Genomic DNA, 19820 nt, shown 5'->3' on the forward strand with positions numbered 1-19820 from the left:
AACGCCGGGAACGCCCTATGTGGGCGTTGAAGCGCGTTGACGGGCCAGCGACCTGTTGAAGTCGCCTTTGAAAATCGCCGTTCCTTGATGGGTCAGGTTCGAGTGTGCATCGATCGCCGGCGTTATGCCGATTTGCGCGATCCGCCGGCAAAAGGCGTAATCCTCCGAGAGATAGATGCCTGATTCTGGATCAATCATTGTGTCGAAGAATGTGTAGTGAAATCTGGCCATCTTTCCGGTGTTGTGATCCGGACGGTCGATCAGGCCGGCCTTGTATTGAAGCTCGGGAAAGGCATAGACGAGCCGCAAAAATACGTCTCGCTTGATCAGCATGAATCCTGTGGGTGCATGGAGTGCATCGACAAAACCGCTGTGATCGGGTTCCAGTGCGTCCGCAAATCCCGTAGCCGGATATCTGGCAAAACGTTCGCGGAAATCGGCATGAGTCGTGCCGGCTGGCAACGCTTCCGGCAAGCCCGTTTCTGGCCAGTTATCAGATTTCAGCGGATAGACACCCGCCACCACCGGACGATCGGCTAAAAGCAAGCGGACAATGTCCGAACCTTTGAAACCGATATCGCTGTCGATCCACATCAGATGCGTGAACTGCTCGTCCGCGAGGAATTCGGCAACCATTGTGTTTCGAGCCCGCGTGATCAGACTGTCGAAGCAGTTGAAATTGATCTTGAGACCAAACCCGTGCAAATCCGCAGTGTCGTACAGGTCCAGCAATCCGCAAACGTAGCCGTTTGTAAGCAGGCCCCCATAACTGGGGGTTGCCACGAAAACATTGGCGGGGATTCTTGCAATAGTGGTCATCTTTTCTTTGGAATGATAAATCGATGGTCTTGCGCCTCGGGCCGCCGCCGTCACGCACCGGAGCAAGCTGAAAAGCATTCTAGCGGAACGACACATCTCGAAAAACTTGGCCAAGGCAACCGTTGCGCGCGCGTGCGCTGCGTTGAACAGGCACAATCCGCTGTCATCGACTATTCCCGGCGGCGAGCCATCGCGCTTCCTTCCGGCTGACGCATGTCCGGCATGACCGCGCCTTTCCCGGCCGTTGTGACGGACTTGATCGTCAGCGGTTTGCGCGCTGCAGGCGGGATCCTTCTGCCGAGATCGGACGCAATACTTCGCCGCACCGGATGGATTGCACGGTTTGACACGTCACCACGCATATTTGAGCCCAAGACGCACAACATAGGCGTGATAGCTCTGCGCACCCCATGCGCCGCTTACATTGCTCCACGCGCTCCAGTTCTTGCCGAGATCGCCGTTGAGCCCCAGCTTCGCTTCATAACGATTGGCGGGATACAAATTGCCCACCGGCACCTGGTCGAACGAGATGGTGTTGTCCGTGCTCGTGTGCCACCAATTGGCCGTTGCATAAAACTGCACCTTCTTGCCCGCGCTGCGCTCGAAGGTGCGTTGCAAACGCAGTCCCAGCCGTGTGATGGGGCCGCTGGAACTGGCGCCATCCACCTGTGTGCCGTTCGGTTCGGTCAGTGAATTCTGGTGATAGTCCACATAAAGCAACTGGCCTTGCGGCACGAACACCCATTCGTTGATCAGGGGGAACGCATAGCCCAACTCGCCCGACACTGCCCATCCGTGCGCGTTGTAATTCACCGTTTGCAACTCGTCGCCTTCCACGCTGTTATTGAACCAGCCGTATTGGAGCCAGGTGTCGGCGTATGCGCCGAGCCGGCTCGCTTCATTTTGATACCAGGTGCCATAGGCTCCGACGCTGTCGCCCGCCACGTTGCCGCTTGCCCGCGCCGAGTTGCCTGCGGCCTCCACGTTGCTTCGGGCCGTCTCGTAGGTAGCCATCAGTCCAAGATGCAGGAGATCGGCATTTGAGAGCAACTTTTTCTGCACCAGCTCGCCGCCGCCGTTCATCAAGAACGAATCCGTATTGACGTGGAAGGTGCCATCGGCGCTGTTACTGCCTTCGTTACGCCCTTCCATCCGAAGCCAGACCGAGCCTGGCCCGCTGCCGGTTGTCTGCGAGGTACCGCCGGTGCGGTCATCCAGGGTGTGGACGAACATCTCTGCGGCCACGTGCTGGTTAGCCAGGTAAGCCGCCACTTCCGGCCGAAAAAGCGGCTGCGGCGGCGCGGGCGGCGTAGGAGGTGTCGGAGGCGTCGGAGGCGTGGGTTCAAGTTCAGTGCGCAAATACCAGTTGCCATCCTGAGCCTGTTCGCCGCCCTGGAACAGCCGATACTCATACGGGCCCGCCACCGCGCGGCCGCTTAATGAGAAAGCGCCCGTGGCCGAATGCGCGGGGTCCTGAACCTGTACCACCATGATGCCGTTATCGACCGTCGTCGCCCCGGCGCCGCCGACGTTCGTTACCACAAGCTGCGTGGCGCCCCTGGCTCAGACCAAGGTGCCACCCACCACCAGCAAATCGGAATTCGATGCGGCTCCGCCCTGGTTCAGAACGGTGTCAATCAGGACTTTGCCGCCGTTCGAGGTGTAGATGCCGCCCGTGATCATGCGGTCGCCCGCGACGCCATTTGACATCGTAACGGTGCCGCGATTATCGAGATTTCCCGCGATAGTGAATGTCGCATCCGGCGCATTGGCGAAAGCCGGAAGCGCGTTGCCTACGGCAATCACGCCATCGTTGGTTACGGACCCGGTGACCTTGCCGTATCCACCCAGGGCGCCTGCGGCACCGACCGTGACCGGACCGCCGCCAGCCAGTTCAGCGCCGAGGTGGGATGCATCTCCTATCGCCAAGGTGCCCGCGTTGATGTTGGTCGTGCCGCTATATGTTTGCACGCCATTGAACAAGACCATGCCGCTGCCGGCCTGCGTTACCGATCCCGCTCCGCTGATGATTCCATCGAACGTCAGGTTGTCCGAACGATCGAAGCTCAGCATTGCGTTGTTGCTCACATTGCCCACTATGCCGCCTGCCGTTCCGCCATTGCCCAGTTGCAAAGCGCCGGCGCTGATCGTGGTGCCGCCCGTGTAAGTGTTGTCGCCCGTCAGGATCAAGACGCCATTGCCCTGCTGAGCCAGCGAACCCGTCCCGCTGACAATCCCGCCATAAGTCGTCGCATTGCCGCGGTCAAACACCAGCGCCGCGTTATCCGTGATATTGCCGGCGTAGCTGCCGGTGTTTCCGCCGTCACCAATTTGCAACTTCCCCGCGTTGATTGTCGTAGCACCTGTGTAGGTGTTCTCGCCGGTGAGAATCAGCGTGCCGCCGCTCGCGTTCAATGCGCCACTGGCGCCGCTTATGACGCCGCCAAACGTGCCGCCGTTGTTGATCGTCAGGTTACCCGCATCGATATTGAGGGCGCCCTCCCCGCCGAGCGCGCCAATCGACTGGGTCCGGCCGTTGATATCGGCGGTGGCGCCAGCACTCACGTCGAGCATGGCGGTGCGTCCCAAGGCGTTATTGCTGCCGAGTACGAGCGTGCCGCCATGAACGGTGGTCGTACCGGTGTAGTCGCTCGCGGCGTTGGCGAGAATGGCCGTGTTGACCGCATCGATGAAGAGGTTGCCGCCGCCAGTGATCCTGGCGTTCAGTGTGTTGTCGACGGCGTTGGCGTTGGTCAGTTCCAGCGTCTGGCCGGCTAGCAGGTCGAGTTGCAGAAGGTCATACCCGAGCCATACCCCGGCGTTCGCGCCGGCCAGGACATTGGTGGCGTAGTTGTAGCTGGCAATTGCAACGGCCGTGCCGTTTTCGCTCAGCGCGACGGTCTGCGGAGCGGCAACCGGGGAGCCGTCGAATTTGGTGAGCGGCAACCGCGAGCCTGCACCTGTCACGGTGCCGGTGGCAGATATCAGTTGGAGCTCGATATTGTCGTCCTGGTCGAACAGCGAGGGTTGCGGAGGCAACGCGTGAACCGGGAAGTCACTGGGGATACCGAGTGCGATAGTGCCGCCTGACGCTACGTTCAGGTTCCCGACAGCGAGTTTGCCATCGGGAACGAAACCGGTGCTGATTATCTGAAACGTGCCGCCATTGAAGACGAGGTTGCCGATCGTTCGATTGGCGCTGATCTGGGCCAGCCCGCCGGCGTCCAGACGCAGCGTGGTGTTGGGCATCGCGCTCTGTGCGTTGTTGTCCAGCATGAATGTGCCGCCGGCAATGCCGATGGTGCCGGTAAAGGCGCCACCAACCGTATTGCCCAGCGTGAACGTGTTGGCGCCGCTGCCGAGCGAGGCCTGCAGGGTGCCGCCGCCTGTCAACACATTATTGAAAGTGTAGTTGCCGCTGGCCGGGTTGTTGATCAGTAACGTTCCCGCGTTGGCGAGACTGGCAATGCCGCTGCCAATGCTGCCCGCGCCGGTGAGTTCAAGCGTACCGGCGTTGATGGCGGTGCCACCGCTATAGGTGTTGGCAGCAGTCAGGACCGTTGTGCCGCTGCCTTGCTGGGTCAGCGAACCGGTGCCGCTGATTAGTCCGCCGTAGGTCACGGCGTCGCTGCGATTGAAAACTAATGCGGCGTTGTCAGTGATATCGCCGGCAACTGAGCCGGCGGTTCCGCCACTGCCGATTTGCAGGGTGCCGGCGCTGATTGTCGTGCCGCCCGTGTAGGTGTTGCTGCCCGTCAGGACCAACGCGCCGCTGCCTTGCTGGGTCAGCGAACCCGTGCCGCTGACCACACCGCCATAAGTCGTGGTGTCGCCGCGATCAAATACCAGCGCCGCGTTATCGGTGATATTGCCGCTCACCGAGCCCGTGGTTCCACCATTGCCGATCTGCAATGTGCCCGCGTTGATGGCCGTGCCGCCCGTGTATGTATTGTCACCCGTCAACACCACGGTGCCACTGCCTTGCTGGGTCAGCGAACCCGTGCCGCTGACCACTGCGCCATAGGTCGTGGTGTCGCTGTGGTCGAACGCTAGAACCGCGTTATTCGTGATATTGCCCGCATAACTGCCGGTGGTGCCGCCATTGCCGATCTGCAACGTACCTGCGTTGATCGTCGTAGCGCCGGTGTAGGTGCTGTCGCCCGTCAGGATCAGCGTGCCGCCGTTGGCATTCAGCGCGCCACTGGCGCCGCTGATGGCGCCGCCGAACGCACCGCCGTTGTTGATCGTCAGATTGCCGGCGTCGATATTGAGCGTTCCTGCTCCGCCGAGAGCGCCTATTGCCTGGGTCTTGCCGTTGATATCCGCTGTCGTTCCCGCATTCAGCGCCAGTAACGCAGTGTTGCCCAGCGCGTTGTCACTGCCGAGGACCAGCGTGCCGCCGCTGATGGTCGTGTTGCCGGTGTAGTCATTGGCGGCGTTTATCAGGGTGATGCTGTCGGTGGCGTCTATGGTGAGCGCGCCGCTGCCGGTAATCCGGGCCTTCATGTCAGCCGCCCCGCCTGCGGTGGTGTCGCCGGCAAGCGTGAGGGTCTGACCGGCTTGCAGATCAAGCTGGCTCAGGCCGTAGCCCGCGTAAAAGCCAGTGCCAGCTCCTGTATTCAGCGTGAAGCTATAGGTTCCGATGGCAACGGTATTGCCGCCTTGAGCAATGTTCGTGGTGGCGCTGGCGAGCGGGCGGCCCGCCAGATCGGCGAGCGAAAGGTTGCTCGCATTGCCGCTGACGCTGGTCGCGCTGATCAACCGGGTGTTGGCGCCGTCATCCTGAGTGAGCAGCGAGCCGGTTGGATTGACCGCGCTGCCGGGATCAACCCGCACGGTACCGCTATTGAGCGTGAGTACTCCGGTGCCAAGCGTGCCTGTGGGAAGGTTCGCGAAGATCAGGGTATTGCCGTTCAGCGTCAGGTTGCCGATGCTTTGGGCGCCCGCGCCCACGGTGGTTGTGTTGCCCGCGTTCAACTGCAGTGTGGCGTTCGTGAGTGTGCTCGTGTTGGCGCCGGCAAGGCTAAAAGTGCTCTGGCCGAGCGTGACCTTACCGGTGAAGGCATTTCCCACAGTCGCGCCGAAGTTGAAACTGTTCGTGGCGCTGCCGAGGGTGGCAGTAAGCAGGCCACTTCCGGTGAGGACATTATTGAAAGCATAGTTGCCACCGGCGGGGATCAGCGCGAGCGTGCCACCGTTAGCTATGTTGGCTGCACCGCTACCGATAGTGCCCGCTGTACCAACTTGCAGGATACCTGCGTCGATATTCGTACCGCCTGTATAAGTGTTGGCGCCGTTGAGAATCAGCGTGCCCGTACCCTGCTTGGTGAGCGCGCCGACGCCAGCGACGACGCCGGAAAGCGTGTCGGCGTTCGCCTCCGTATCGATAGTGCCAGCAGTGTTGAGAGTGACGGTTCGGGCTGTGGTAAGCCCACTTGTGAACTGCAGCGTCCCGCCATTGAAGCTCAGCCCTCCGGCTGCGGACCCAAGATTGGCGTCAGCACCCACGCTCAGGATGCCCGCATTGAAATAGGTGCCCCCCGCGTAAGTGTTCACGCCGGTGAGCGTGGTCGTGCCGCTGCCCGCTTGCGTCAGCGACCCTGTGCCGCTGATCACTCCACCATAGGTCGCGGCATTCGAGCGATTAAAAATCAGCGCGGCGTTGTCGGTGATGTTGCCGGCCACCGAGCCGGTGGTCCCGCCATTTCCAAGTTGCAGGATGCCAGCGCTGACGGTGGTGCCCCCTGTATGGCTGCTGTCGCCCGTCAAGACAAGGGTACCGCCGCCTTGCTGCGTCAACGAACCTGTGCCGCTGACCACTCCGCCATAAGTTAGCGCATCGGAATGGTTGAAATTCAACGCCGCGTTATCGACGATATTGCCAGCCACGCTGCCGGTCGTGCCACCGTTGCCTATCTGCAAGGCGCCTGCGCTGATAGTAGTGCCGCCCGTATAGGTGTTGGCGCCGGTCAGGATCGTTGTGCCCGTGCCTGCTTGCGTGACAGTGCCTGTACCGCTGATCGAATTGGCCAGGGTCACGACATCGGAGCGGTTAAAGTTCAGCGTGCCGTTGTCGATGAAGTTGCCCGAAACGCCACCGCTGGTGCCGCCGTTGCCGAGATTCAAAACCCCGCCGTTCGCGATAGTCGTGCCACCGCCCGTGCCGCTATTGCTGATCTCGCCAGTCACGGTCAATGCGCCGTTGACGCTGAGGGTGTTGGCAGCCGTACCAATCAGGTTGATCCGGCCACCGAGGCTCCAGATGCTGCCGGTGGCGGCGGTTAAACCGGAAAACCCCTGCGTGACCGCGTTACTTTTCCCCAGAAAATCGCCATTTTCGCTACCGGTTTCTATCAGGGTAATGGAGTTGCCGGTACCCGCGCTGATCGCAGCCGCGTTGCTGCTTACTCCCGCGGCAAGAGAAGACGTCGTACCGGTGCCTCCGTGCAGATTCGAGCCCGCGCCTAACGTCAGCGAGTTGCCCGATGTACTGAAATAGATTGCGGAACTGGTGCTGCCGCCGTACACGGCTCCACGATTGACGATGTTGGTGACACCCAGCGACGACCATATTCCGGTCACAGCGGCCAGTCCGGTACTGGTTCCAATGGAACCCGTATTCGTGATATTGGCGATGGCTGACGCAGCGCTCACCTTGACGGCAGCCCCGCTTCCCTCCGTGTTTATTACGCCATTGTTAATGATGGTGGTCGCAGCAGCACCGCCCACATCTACAACCACGTTATTGATCTCGCCCGGCCGGTTTAGTACGCCTGTACTGCCGATCTCCAATGTACTTCCGGCACTCATATGCATGCCGGCGCCCGAGTTCAGAATGCCGTCCGATGCAAGGGTTCCAGCTACCGTTACAGTGCCTGTCGTGGTGACCTCGGCGCCGGCGTTGATATGGGAGAAAGCACCATTGGCCACGGTCAGCGAGCTAGCAGTGAGCAGACCGCTCTGCGCAAAATTCAAGGATCCCGCATTGACCGACACCGCTCCGACCGAGTTACCCGCACCGCTCAAGGTCAATGCATTGCTGCCGGTTTTCGTCAGTCCGCCAGTTCCACTGATCAGGCCGCTGAGGTTCGTGTCGCTGCTGTTATTGACCGTTAGCGTTGCCGACCCCAAAGTGACGGAGCCGGCACCGCTAAGATTGTTGACTGTCTGGGCGAAATTATTCAGCGCGAAAATCGCACCACTGTTCACGGTCACCGCACTGCTACTGGCAAAAACGTTAGCAATGCCTGCGGTGAGCCTCCCCGCCTGGATAGCGGTGGCACCGGTGTACGTATTAGCTGTGGAAAGCGTCAGGTTACCCGTACCCGACTGGGTGAGCGAGCCAGTCCCGGAGATAAGCGCGGCATAACTGATCGCATTACTGCGATCAAAGACCAGCGAACCGTTGTCAACAATGTTGCCAGTCACGCTGCCAGCGGTGCCTCCATTGCCGACCTGCAGCGTAGCGCCCGAAGCGATCGTGGTACCGCCTCCCGCGCCACCATTGGTCAGCGCACCGGCAAGGGTAAGGACGCCGCTTTGCACATTGGTAGCGGTAGCGGTCGTTCCTGTCGTCGTGTTCGCGCCGCTAAGCGTCCAGGCAGTGCCGGACATGTTCAGGGTATTGAATCCAGTCAGATTGCTACCTGCGCTGCCCGATCCTTGTAGCGTCAGCACATTGTTTGTGCCAGTGCTGGCGACACCGCCGTTGAGCACCGATCCCGTTCCGAGTATCAGCGTATTCCCGTTTCCCGTAACGGAAACCGCCGTGCCGCTCGTGCCGGTAATGGTGCCGGTGTTGGTCAGGGAAACACCATTGCTTGCGAGTACAGCGCCAGTACCTGCACTGAATGTACCGCTGTTGCTGAATGCACCTGCTGCTGCGCCGCGCGCCCAGAAGGCGTAGTTGGCCGATCCGCCGTAGATTGCGCCCGCGTTGGTACCATCGACGCTGCCAGTGTTGAAAACGACGCCATAGCCCGTACCCCCACTCGTGCCGATCGTGCCAGTTGCACCCTGGGTAAGCGTGCCCCCGGACTCGAAGTACACTCCGGAGAAAATGCTGCTGCTGGTTGTAATTGAACCGTCGTTACCGACGGTCGCTCCTGCACCCGTGATCTTGACACCATCTTCTGTGCCGGCAATAGTGGCGCCCGCATGATTGGTCAGTTGGCCGCCGTTACTCAGCAGGACACCCGTAGAAGTGTTGCCCCTGATAGAGGAAAAATTGTCCAGGGTGACGCCGTTGAGCGCAGCCGAGGACAAGGAGATGCCGGCGACCGCTCCGGTTATCGAGCCGTGATTGCTGAGAACCCAGTTCTGCGCGTTGCTGCCGTCGATACCATCACCCGACGATGCACTGATAACCGTGCCCGCCGGCGCATCGAAAGTGGTCGAGCCCGGGCTCAGGGTTTGCAGCGTGACCGTGGTTGCCGCGCTGGGGATCGAAACGGTTTGCGCATGTGCCTGTGTCTGACTGATGATCGCGCCAATACTGATTAGCAGAATTCCGGCGCTAATGGGTGTCAGGCAGCTTCGGGGGCCGCCGGCAAGGCTTTGTCTATTTTTATAACCGAAATGCAACTGGAAAAACACTGCAGCCATTTGCATGGAATCAAGTGCCCAATCCGGCGCGGCTGGACGAATCCGGTTCATTTATGGCCTCGCTTTGGATGCGGTTACGTTGCATTCAACAGAGTTCGAAACATTATTTCGCCATTGCATGAGCAGCCCCGTCAGTATTAGCACTGGTTAATCGCTGTATTAATGATCCGAATACAGCATGCCTTCGTTGCCGCTCCAGATTCATCGCATGACGATCAACGGGATTGTTGATATAAATTGAACGACGCCGCCCATTCATTTTTTTCGGGTATCAGGCCACAGCAACTAAGCAGCCGCGCTATCTAAATAGATCAGACAAGGATTAACCATGCGTGCGTGGTATTGAATTTTTCTGCATGGATCGATGGATCATTCAATTAATCGGTATTTTTGTTTTTTTTGAAGAATAATCGACGCCTGTAGCCAGCCTCTACTCAGGATTTACCTGCTCGCCTTTGGGATCATCCTATCTTATGCAAGAGCATCCGAGTGCTTTATTTGTTATTTGCTGCGTTTGATGTTTTTACTCTTTAAGGATTTTTTCAATTCAGGCTCAATCTGTGCATCATAAATTATCAAACTTGCAGCCCGATACGTGTTCGTATCTGATTTTTTTTCACAACTTTGCAACGAAATATATGCCTGATCCGACTATCAAAAAATTATTTTTATCGTTACGTTCCGGATAAGGAAACACTAAAAGCGATAATCAACACAAATACGCAGAAGCTTGGTCTGCAATAACGAACTTGACACGCGTGTCGAAGCGCCGAAATCGCCGAGCCGCGCGATCCGAAATCAATTTGACCCGGGGCGGCGTGATGCAACGCCGTAAGGCACAATTCCCCTTCCGAATTTTCGCCAAGGCCGGCTATGTGTTCTCCGGCGACCCAAAGCAGGCTTTGCTCTCCACATGACAGATTCCTTCCTCAGCCGACGTCCCGAACTCGAATGGCCTGTTGCCGACGGCCCTGACCCGTTTATCGACCTGGAAACACTTGAGGACGCCCATGTCAACGCGTGGGTAAGCGCGCAAAACGCGCGCACCATAGAAGCCTTCGGCATGACCGCCGGCACCGACGCACTCACGAAGCGGTTGGCAAAGGCCTACACCTCGCAGGAACGCATCGTTTCGTGTTCGCGTTACGGCGACTGGGGCTACAACACCTGGCAGGATGAGCAGAACCCGTTGGGCATAGTGCGGCGCACGGCCTGGAAAAAATGGCTGGCTGGCGCGCCCGAATGGCAAACAATCCTGGACGTCGACCAGATCGACTTGAATACGAGTGCCGCCAAAGACGGCATCCGCTGGGCGCTGCACGACTTCGACATGCTCTATCCCACCTGGGACCGGGCATTGGTCAGCCTGTCGCCGGGAGGCTCCGACGCATGTGTGGTCCGCGAGTTCGATATCGAAACGCGCGCATTCGTGGAAGCCGGCTTTACACTCCCCGACGTCGGCAAACACGGCATTTCGTGGATCGATCGCGACACGGTGTATGTCGGCTGGGACGATAGCGCGCACAGCAAGAAACCCGCGCTGACCACATCCGGCTTTCCACGCCAGGCGCGTAAATGGGAGCGTGGCACGCCGCTCGCCGACGCCCCCGTGGTCTTTGAAGGCAAGCGCCGCGATGTATCGGCGGGTGTGGATTACGATCAGATCGAGAAGTTGCATCTGGCTTCGCGCGCAACGTCGTTCTTCGAGACGCTGCAATACTGGCTCGATGAAACGACCGGCGAGTGGCAACAATACGATGTCCCGCTCCACGCGGAACTCGAGCACTGGAATGGCTGGCTGTTCGTCACGCCGCGCGAGTCCTGCGAATTGGGCGCAACGACCTACGCTGCCGGTTCGCTGCTCGTCATCCGCCGCGATGCCTTCCTTGAAGGCGCGCGCAATTTCACCGTGCTGTTCGCGCCATCGGGCCGCAGCGTCCTCGCTGATATCGACTTCACGAAGCACTGGCTGGTGGTGTCGCAGATGGACGATGGTTCGCCGCGCGTGGAATTGCGTGGCCCGCCGGCCGGTCTCGAAGGTGAATGGACGCGTCGCGATTTCCCGCTGCCGGCGGCCAGCCAGTCGTATGTGGATTCCATCGACAGCGAGCGCGACGACACCGTGCTTGTTCACGTCGAACATTTCCTCGCGCCGCCGTCGCTTTACTACGCCGATTTCGCGCAGCCGGAAAGCGAATGGCAACTGCTCGCGCGCCTTCCGGCTCAATTCGATGCAACCGGGCTGGTTGCCGAGCGGCGTCACGCACTATCAACCGATGGCGTCGCCATTCCTTATTGGTTGATCGGCCGCGAAGCGAACGTGCGGGGTCATCGGCCGGCGCCTTGTTTGCTCTATGGCTATGGTGGTTTTGAAGTCGCGCTTGACCCGCACTACGATGCGACCACGGGAATCGCGTGGCTCGAGAGTGGCGGGTTATACGCGGTCGCGAACATTCGCGGCGGCGGCGAGTTCGGGCCTGAGTGGCATCAGGCTGCGCAGCGCGAGAACCGCCGGGTTGCCTTCGATGACTTCATCGCCGTTGCAGAAGCGCTGGTGTCGTCCGGGGTAACGACATCGGAACAGCTTGCCATACGGGGTGGAAGCAATGGCGGTTTGCTGACTGGCGTGATGCTCGTTCAGCGCCCGGAGTTGTTTGGCGCGGTGTTATCGGAAGTGCCGCTGCTCGACATGGCGCGGTTTCATGTGTTGTTGCAGGGTGCGTCGTGGGTCGATGAATACGGTGACCCGGACAACGCGGAGGACTTGCGTTTCCTGCTGAGTTATTCGCCGTATCAAAACGTGAAAGCGGAAACGGTGTATCCGCCGGCGTTGTTCACGTCATCGGCGACGGACGATCGCGTTCATCCGGGCCACGCCCGCAAGATGGCGGCGCGGATGCAGGCGCAGGGACATGAGCGCGTGTGGTATCTGGAGAACCGCGACGGCGGTCACGGTGCTGGCATTGAGGCGGAAAGCATTGCGCGGGTGGAAGCAACGGCGTTCACGTTCTTGAAAGAGATGCTTCAACAACAATAATGAAATAACGAAATAACGAGCCAAACCCGGGGCGCGTTTTTCTGTTTGACTGCCACGAACGCGGGTGGCGAAGCGTGTGGGTATCTGTTGCCGGAGCGGGAGGGTTTCAACTGTCCGGGGTTATGCGCTGAGTGTTCTTTTGAAGTCCCAAGCAGATGTCAGTGCACGCTTGGTCTCATTAAGAATTAGCGGTTGGAAGGCGTTTTCTTTGCTTCGTTTCTTTGTCGCCGTTGGACAAAGAAATGAAGTCCCGCCACGGACAGTGGCTAACAGTGCTAAAAAGGATCAACGAACAAGGAACCCGCGAAGACCTAAAAAGCGGGACCCCACAGCAACCCCACCGCCCACAGCAACAAAACCCCGCCGTCACCCCGCGCGCAGCGCCCTGACCGGCCGTCCATGCCACCGCAACACCATCGTCCGCCCGACAAACGTCAACACGCCGGTCACTCCGATCACGATCCCCATCCCTTGCGGGGTGCCATCGTGCAACATCCCGACCGCAACACTGGCGAGCGCCCCGAGCGCCAACTGCACTGAGCCGAACACTGCGGCTGCGGCGCCTGCGTTGTGTGGGTATCGATGCATGAGATCGGTTGTGCAGTTGGCCGACAACAACCCCACAACGCCGACCACGAAAAACAGGCACCCGACGATTGCCCACAATCCCCCCACCCCGGTAATACAAACAAACGCGGTCGCCAGCGCCGCAACAACACTGACAAACGAAGCAATGGAAATCAGTTTCAGTGATCCCAACGGCCCGACGAGCCGCGTATTCGCCACATTCCAACCGATGATCCCGATAATGTTCAGCCCAAAGAAAAACCCGTAGTGCTGCGGCTTCACATGAAAGTAGTTGATATACACAAACGGCGTCGCCGTGATGTACGCGAACATGGAAGCGAACGCCATCCCGCCGCATAAAGCGTGGCCCCAGGTAACGGGATCGGTGAGAAGACGCCCATACGCGGCAAACGACTGCCCGAGCGCTGAAGTCGCGCGTTTTTCTCGCGGCCACGTTTCCGGTACACGCAGATAAGTCGTCACGGCGCACAGCAAGCCGAATAGCGACAGCGTGACGAACACCGCGCGCCATCCGCCAAGCAACAGCAACTGCCCGCCGATCAGCGGCGCAAGCAACGGCCCGATAGACGTGACGATAGCAAGCATGGACAGCACGCGAGCCGCGTCAGACGGCGCATGCGCATCGCGCGCAATGGCCCGCGCCAGCACGGAAGCCGACCCCGCGCCCAACGCCTGCAGAAAACGCAGGACCACCAGTGAATCGATGGAAAACGACAGCGCGCATCCCACGCTCGCGAGCGCGTACAAGATGATGCCGCCAAGCAGAACGGGCCGGCGCCCATAAGCGTCCGAAAGCGGCCCATATACAAGCATTCCCAACGAAAAGCCGAGCATGAAACTGGTGAGCGTGATCTGCGCGGCCGCCGCGGTCGTGCCGAACGCGTTGGCGAGCGCGGGCAGGCTTGGCAGATACATATCGATGGAAAGCGGACCGCACGCCGCCAGCGCGCCGAGCAGAAGGATCAGCCGACGGTCGGAACGGCGCTTGATGATTTCGGGCATGGGAGACGAAAAGAACATGGGAAAGACACGAGACTTCGTTCCGGCGACGGGACCGCCCGTGCAAAAGCCTTGGCAATGGTGTTCGGCGCCGAAAAAAACGACTCAAGCGAACGACTTAAACGACGCCTTAAAAGTGCAAGCATTGTACGCGCACGGATCGGCGGCGCTGGACCGCGACTGCGAGGGACGCCGCCCTTGCGGCCTGATCCAGGCGACTCCGGTACAATTTCAGCTTGATTTCCTGCAGCCGCGCCAACGCGCCGGGCCACCATCCGGCATCTGATCGAGGCCCGATCAGCGCCCGCGACCGCAGCCTTCTGAAGCAACACACGCCATCCAGCGCAGGTCCAGTCATGTCCAGAAATGAAGCTCTCTTCGAACGCGCCCAGAAAACCATTCCCGGCGGCGTGAACTCGCCGGTACGCGCGTTCCGCTCGGTCGGCGGCACGCCGCGATTCATCCAGCGCGCGCACGGTCCGTATTTCTGGGACGCCGACGGCAAGCAGTACATCGACTACATCGGTTCATGGGGGCCGATGATTCTCGGCCACGTTCATCCGGAAGTGCTCGAAGCCGTGCAGCGCGTGCTGGCAAACGGCTTCTCGTTCGGCGCGCCGACCGAATCCGAGATCGAGATCGCGGAAGAGATCTGCAAGCTGGTGCCATCTATAGAGCAGGTTCGCATGGTTTCCAGCGGCACGGAGGCGACCATGAGCGCGCTGCGTCTTGCGCGCGGTTTCACGAAGCGTGACCGGATCATCAAGTTCGAAGGGTGCTATCACGGCCACGCGGACAGCCTGCTCGTAAAGGCGGGTTCGGGTTTGCTGACGTTCGGCAACCCCACGTCGGCAGGCGTTCCCGCCGATATCGCCAAACACACCACCGTGCTCGAATACAACAACGTCGAGCAGCTTGACGAAGCGTTCGCCGCGTTCGGCTCGGAGATCGCCTCGGTGATCGTGGAGCCGGTGGCGGGCAACATGAACCTCGTGAAAGGCTCGCCGGAATTCCTCGCGGCATTGCGCGCGCGTTGCGACGAATACGGCTCGGTGCTGATTTTCGATGAAGTCATGTGCGGCTTTCGCGTCGCGCTTGGCGGCGCGCAAGCGGTCTATGGCATCAAGCCGGACCTTACGTGTCTTGGCAAGGTGATCGGAGGCGGCATGCCCGCTGCGGCATTCGGCGGCCGTCGGGACATCATGGCGCATCTCGCGCCGCTCGGCGGCGTGTATCAGGCGGGCACATTGTCGGGCAATCCGATCGCGGTCGCAGCCGGCCTGAAAACGCTGCAACTGATCCAGGCGCCGGGTTTCTACGACACGCTGACAACACAAACCCGCCATCTCGCCGATGGTCTCGTCGCGGTCGCGAAGGAAGCGAACGTGCCGTTTTCCGCGGACGCCATTGGTGGAATGTTCGGCCTTTATTTCGCCGAAAGCATTCCGGCGAGCTTCGCCGAAGTCACGAAAGGCGACACAAAGCGCTTCAACGCTTTTTTCCACGAAATGCTCGACAGAGGCGTGTACTTCGCGCCGTCGGCGTATGAAGCGGGTTTCGTCTCGATCGTCCACGACAACGCCGTGATCAACGCCACGCTCGACGCCGCCCGTGGCGCTTTCGCCCGGCTCGCCGCCTGAAACGCCAGAAAAGAGAGGCCGCCGCAATGTTTTCGCAGACCGATTTCTCGCACATGGAACGCGCGCTCGCGCTGGCCGCGCGTGGGATGTACATCACGACGCCGAATCCGCGCGTCGGCTGCGTGCTGGTAAAGGACGGCGAAGTCATCGGCGAAGGTTTCACGCAGCCCGCCGGGCAGGATCACGCCGAGATTCGCGCGCTGAAGGACGCACGCGCGCGCGGCCACGATCCGCGCGGCGCGACCGCTTACGTGACGCTCGAGCCGTGCAGCCATTTTGGCCGCACGCCGCCGTGCGTGAACGCCCTGATCGAAGCACGGGTCGCGAAAGTCATCGCTGCCATGGAAGATCCGAATCCGGCTGTCTCCGGGCGCGGCCTTGCGATTCTCCGTGACGCGGGTATCGATGTGCGCTGCGGCCTGCTCGCCAACGAGGCTTATGAACTGAATATCGGCTTCGTGTCGCGCATGACGCGCCGCCGGCCGTGGGTACGCATGAAAGTCGCGGCCACGCTCGACGGCCGTACGGGCTTGCCGAGCGGCGACAGCCAGTGGATCACGGGCGAAGCCGCTCGCGCCGACGGCCATGCGTGGCGCGCCCGCGCATGCGCGATCCTGACGGGCATTGGCACGGTGCGCGAGGACGACCCGCAACTCACCGTGCGCGCGGTGGACACGCCGCGCCAGCCGCAGCGCGTGCTGATCGACAGCCGCCTCGACGTGCCGCTTGGCGCGCGCATTCTGGAAGGCGCGCCGCCGTGGGTTTTTTGCGGCGCCGAGCCCGATCCTGTCAAAGCCGCTGCGCTGCGTGAACGGGGTATCGAGTTCACGCCGCTCACGAATGAACATGGCAAAGTCGATCTCCCCGCTATGCTCGGCATCCTCGCCGATCGCGGCATCAATGAGCTACATGTCGAAGCGGGTCACAAGCTCAATGGCTCGCTGTTGCGCGAGGGCTGCATCGACGAATTGCTGGTTTATCTGGCGCCCAGCCTGCTTGGCAACGCGCCCGGCATGTTCGACTTTGCGCCGCCAGACACGCTCGAAGCGCGGCCGCATCTGCGGTTTCACCGGATCGACCGGATTGGCGACGACGTGCGGATTCTCGCGCGCTTCGCCGTTGTGAAGGCCGACGAACCGGCGGACGCGCGGCCTCTTATCTAACGCAAAAGTAACGCAAAAGCCCAAGGAATCTCAACGATGTTCACAGGAATTGTCGCGGCGGTGGGCCGCATAGAAGCCGTAACGCCGCTTGGTTCGCCCGTTGACGCGGATACCGGTGTGCGCCTCACGGTGGCATCGGGCGGCCTGGATCTCGCGGACGTCGAACTCGGCGACAGCATCTCCATCCAGGGCGCGTGCATGACGGTCATCGAGAAATCGGCGGCGTCGTTTGCCGTCGATGTATCGCGCGAAAGCCTGAACAAGACGGCAGGCCTCTCCCAACCCGGCGACGTGAACCTGGAAAAGGCGCTCCGCGCGCACGACCGGCTCGGCGGGCATCTGGTGTCGGGGCACGTGGATGGTCTTGGCGAAGTGACGCGGTTCGAGCCGGTTGGCGAATCGCATGAGTTGCGGATCCTGGCGTCGAAAGATATTGGGAAATACCTGGCGTACAAAGGCTCGGTGACGGTGAACGGCGTGAGCCTGACGGTGAACACCGTGAACGACCGGCCGGACGGATGCGAGTTTTCGATCAACCTGATTCCGCATACGGTGGAAGTGACGACGCTGCGGCATCTGAAAGCGGGATCGAAGGTGAATCTGGAGATCGATTTGATTGCGCGATATGTGGAGCGGATTTTGAGTGCGTCAGGGACGGCAAACTGACAACACATAATTATGTGTAGCACATAAATCTGCGTTAATATCTTCGCTTATTTATCACTTATGAAGGTGCGCAATGGCGGAAACGGTCAACTTCACCGGCGCGGTCGATCACGATCTGCTCAAGCGCGCCAAGATTCTCGCAGCAAAGTCCGACACGTCGATCAACGCGCTCTTTAACGCCGAACTGCGCTATCTGGTCGAAACCTTCGAAGCGGCGGAAGCCAGCAACAATCAGAACTTTCGCACGCTGCTCGACTTTTCGCTGGGCCGACTCGACGACAATCAGGCCATTCAGGCGCTCGGTATCGCTAGCGACGAGGACTTGTTCCTGCTCATGGCCCGCGCTCACCTTCCCATGCCGCGGCTGCCGGAGCCGGCCGTGAGCCGTATGGTCGACGACCTGAACGCGCTGCCCAAATAACCCATGCCAGCCAATACCACCCTGCTTCCCGATGCAGGGCCGCTGATCACGCTCGCCTATGCGAATGCGCTCGATCTTCTGCTCGCACCGGGCTGGCCTATTGAACTGGTCGATATGGTGCTGTACGAGGTAACGCGTAACAAGACGCCGACCAGCGAACGCATTGCAGCCTGGGCCAGCAAGCATTGCGGGCCTGTCCTCGAGACCAAAGTGTTTCGCCATTACACGCAGGCAGACAGGACGGCTCCAGCCCGCAGGGCGAACCTTGGCGAGTTGGCCATTCAGGAAGCCATGAACGATCTCAGTCTTGATGACCGGCGGATCGGCGTCTTTCTGTTTGAAGATCACAAGATCGCACGCGCCAGTTTTCTGGTGCCGGACAACTGCAGGAAAGTTTCAACGCGTGCATATCTCATGTTTCTGGAACAACAAGGTCTGATCGATTCGGCAGCGCAAATCGAGCGCGCGGCGATCCTTGCGGGACGGCAGTTTTCGCAAATTCGCTTTCCGCCTGACTGACGCGCGCGGCAATGACCTGAAGACAACTCGGCGTCGACCCGACTGCGGCCATTCCCGCTGCCGACGCCCGACACACCCAAAACCGGCAAAACCCCGGCGTTGCCCCTCCCTGTGGCGTAAAATACGCCCTTTCCCGAACGGACGACCATCGCAATGACGCTCGCCTCCACTCCAGAGATCATCGCTGAGCTGAAAGCAGGCCGGATGGTGATTCTCGTCGACGAAGAAGACCGCGAAAACGAAGGCGATCTTGTCATCGCCGCCGATTTCGTGACCGCGGAAGCGATCAACTTCATGGCGCGGCACGGCCGTGGACTGATCTGCCTGACGCTCACGCCCGAACGTTGCCGCCAGTTGAACCTGCCACTGATGACGCAGAAAAACGGCACGCAGTACGGCACGGCGTTCACGGTCAGCATCGAGGCAGCCGAAGGCGTGACCACGGGCATCTCGGCGGCGGACCGCGCCCGCACCATCCAGGCGGCCGTCGCGCACGACGCCAAGGCCGAACATATCGTCCAGCCGGGCCATGTTTTTCCGATCATGGCGCAACCCGGCGGCGTACTCGTTCGCGCCGGACACACGGAAGCAGGTTGCGACCTTGCGGCCATGGCCGGATTGACGCCGGCATCGGTGATCTGCGAAGTGATCCGCGACGACGGCGAAATGGCGCGTCTGCCCGACCTGATCGAATTCGCGAAGCTGCACGACATCAAGATCGGCACCATCGCCGACCTGATTCATTACCGCTCGCGCACCGAATCGATCGTGGAGCGCGTGGCCGAACGCACCATGCAGACGGCGCACGGCGCGTTTCGCGCGGTGTTGTATCGCGATCAGCCGAGCGGTTCGCCGCATATTGCGCTGGTGCGAGGCCGGCCGGCGCCGGACCGCGAGACTCCGGTGCGCGTGCATGAACCGCTTTCCGTGCTGGACCTGCTGGAAGTGGATTCGTCCACACATTCCTGGACACTCGATGCCGCCATGAAAGAGATCGCCGCCCGCGATCTCGGCGCAATCGTGCTGCTCAATTGCGGCGATTCGAAAGAACATCTGGTCGAGGTCTTCCAGGCTTTTGAACGGGAAGACAAGGCGGCCGAACTGAAACGCCGGCCGATCGACTTCAAGACCTACGGCATCGGCGCGCAGATCCTGCGTGAGCTGGGCGTGGGCAAGATGCAGGTCCTGTCGAACCCGCGCAAGCTTGGCAGCATGTCCGGTTACGGACTTGAAGTGACGGGCTTTATTCCCATGCCAGGTTGTCCCGCTACGCAATCCATGGATCCAGCCGACGCCGCTTCGTTCTCTCATTTGCGCTCGGTTTGAAGTGATCCGACCGGCGCTCGCCACCACACGCTCACACT

The 19820-nt window shown here is 60.4% G+C and carries 11 protein-coding genes and 1 pseudogene; 8 read left to right on the plus strand and 4 right to left on the minus strand.

Translation table 11 applies throughout. The features are described 5' to 3' along the window. Positions 1 to 15: 15 nt before the first annotated feature. The 3 genes and pseudogenes from AWB64_RS02860 to AWB64_RS02875 form a co-directional block, all read right to left on the minus strand. Positions 16 to 933, minus strand: a complete 918-nt coding sequence (locus AWB64_RS02860) for a hypothetical protein (protein ID WP_244163911.1) — start codon at positions 931 to 933, stop codon at positions 16 to 18. A gap of 237 nt (positions 934 to 1170) precedes the next feature. Further along, positions 1171 to 2367: pseudogene (locus AWB64_RS02870) on the minus strand (autotransporter family protein); the annotation flags it as partial. A 15-nt stretch (positions 2368 to 2382) separates the two neighbouring features. Then, entirely contained in the window at positions 2383 to 9474 is a 7092-nt protein-coding gene (locus AWB64_RS02875) for an autotransporter-associated beta strand repeat-containing protein (RefSeq protein WP_060817081.1), read from the minus strand. Positions 9475 to 10336: 862 nt separating this feature from the next. On the opposite strand from AWB64_RS02875, the gene AWB64_RS02880 reads away from it, so the two are divergent. After that, a complete protein-coding gene (locus AWB64_RS02880; protein WP_060817082.1) occupies positions 10337 to 12460 on the plus strand; it encodes a prolyl oligopeptidase family serine peptidase in 2124 nt (707 codons plus the stop codon). A 366-nt stretch (positions 12461 to 12826) separates the two neighbouring features. Here AWB64_RS02880 and AWB64_RS02885 read toward each other — a convergent pair whose 3' ends face one another. After that, positions 12827 to 14050 carry a Bcr/CflA family multidrug efflux MFS transporter gene (locus tag AWB64_RS02885; RefSeq protein ID WP_060817083.1) on the minus strand — a complete coding sequence of 408 codons (1224 nt, stop codon included), beginning with the start codon at positions 14048 to 14050 and terminating at the stop codon, positions 12827 to 12829. A 16-nt stretch (positions 14051 to 14066) separates the two neighbouring features. Between AWB64_RS02885 and AWB64_RS02890 the strand changes: the two genes are divergently transcribed. The 7 genes from AWB64_RS02890 (at position 14067) to ribBA (ending at position 19782) form a co-directional block, all read left to right on the plus strand. Beyond that, positions 14067 to 14333: a hypothetical protein gene (locus AWB64_RS02890; RefSeq protein WP_157766575.1), complete on the plus strand. Its 267-nt coding sequence runs from the start codon at positions 14067 to 14069 to the stop codon at positions 14331 to 14333. A gap of 70 nt (positions 14334 to 14403) precedes the next feature. After that, positions 14404 to 15687, plus strand: a complete 1284-nt coding sequence (gene hemL / locus AWB64_RS02895; RefSeq protein WP_060817085.1) for a glutamate-1-semialdehyde 2,1-aminomutase — start codon at positions 14404 to 14406, stop codon at positions 15685 to 15687. A 26-nt stretch (positions 15688 to 15713) separates the two neighbouring features. Then, on the plus strand, positions 15714 to 16850 hold the full coding sequence (ribD, locus tag AWB64_RS02900) for a bifunctional diaminohydroxyphosphoribosylaminopyrimidine deaminase/5-amino-6-(5-phosphoribosylamino)uracil reductase RibD (RefSeq protein ID WP_060817086.1): 1137 nt from the start codon (positions 15714 to 15716) through the stop codon (positions 16848 to 16850). Positions 16851 to 16886: 36 nt separating this feature from the next. Further along, the gene (locus tag AWB64_RS02905) at positions 16887 to 17516 is read left to right on the plus strand and encodes a riboflavin synthase (RefSeq protein ID WP_060817087.1); all 630 of its coding nucleotides are present in this window, start codon (positions 16887 to 16889) and stop codon (positions 17514 to 17516) included. Between the two features lie 73 nt (positions 17517 to 17589). Beyond that, on the plus strand, positions 17590 to 17937 hold the full coding sequence (locus tag AWB64_RS02910) for a hypothetical protein (RefSeq protein ID WP_060817088.1): 348 nt from the start codon (positions 17590 to 17592) through the stop codon (positions 17935 to 17937). Between the two features lie 3 nt (positions 17938 to 17940). Next, a complete protein-coding gene (locus AWB64_RS02915; protein ID WP_060817089.1) occupies positions 17941 to 18456 on the plus strand; it encodes a hypothetical protein in 516 nt (171 codons plus the stop codon). 153 nt (positions 18457 to 18609) lie between these two features. After that, positions 18610 to 19782, plus strand: coding sequence for a bifunctional 3,4-dihydroxy-2-butanone-4-phosphate synthase/GTP cyclohydrolase II (gene ribBA / locus AWB64_RS02920; RefSeq protein ID WP_060817090.1), 1173 nt, complete (start codon positions 18610 to 18612; stop codon positions 19780 to 19782). Positions 19783 to 19820: the final 38 nt, after the last annotated feature.

This window comes from Caballeronia sordidicola, assembly GCF_001544455.2.
Lineage (GTDB): Bacteria > Pseudomonadota > Gammaproteobacteria > Burkholderiales > Burkholderiaceae > Caballeronia > Caballeronia sordidicola.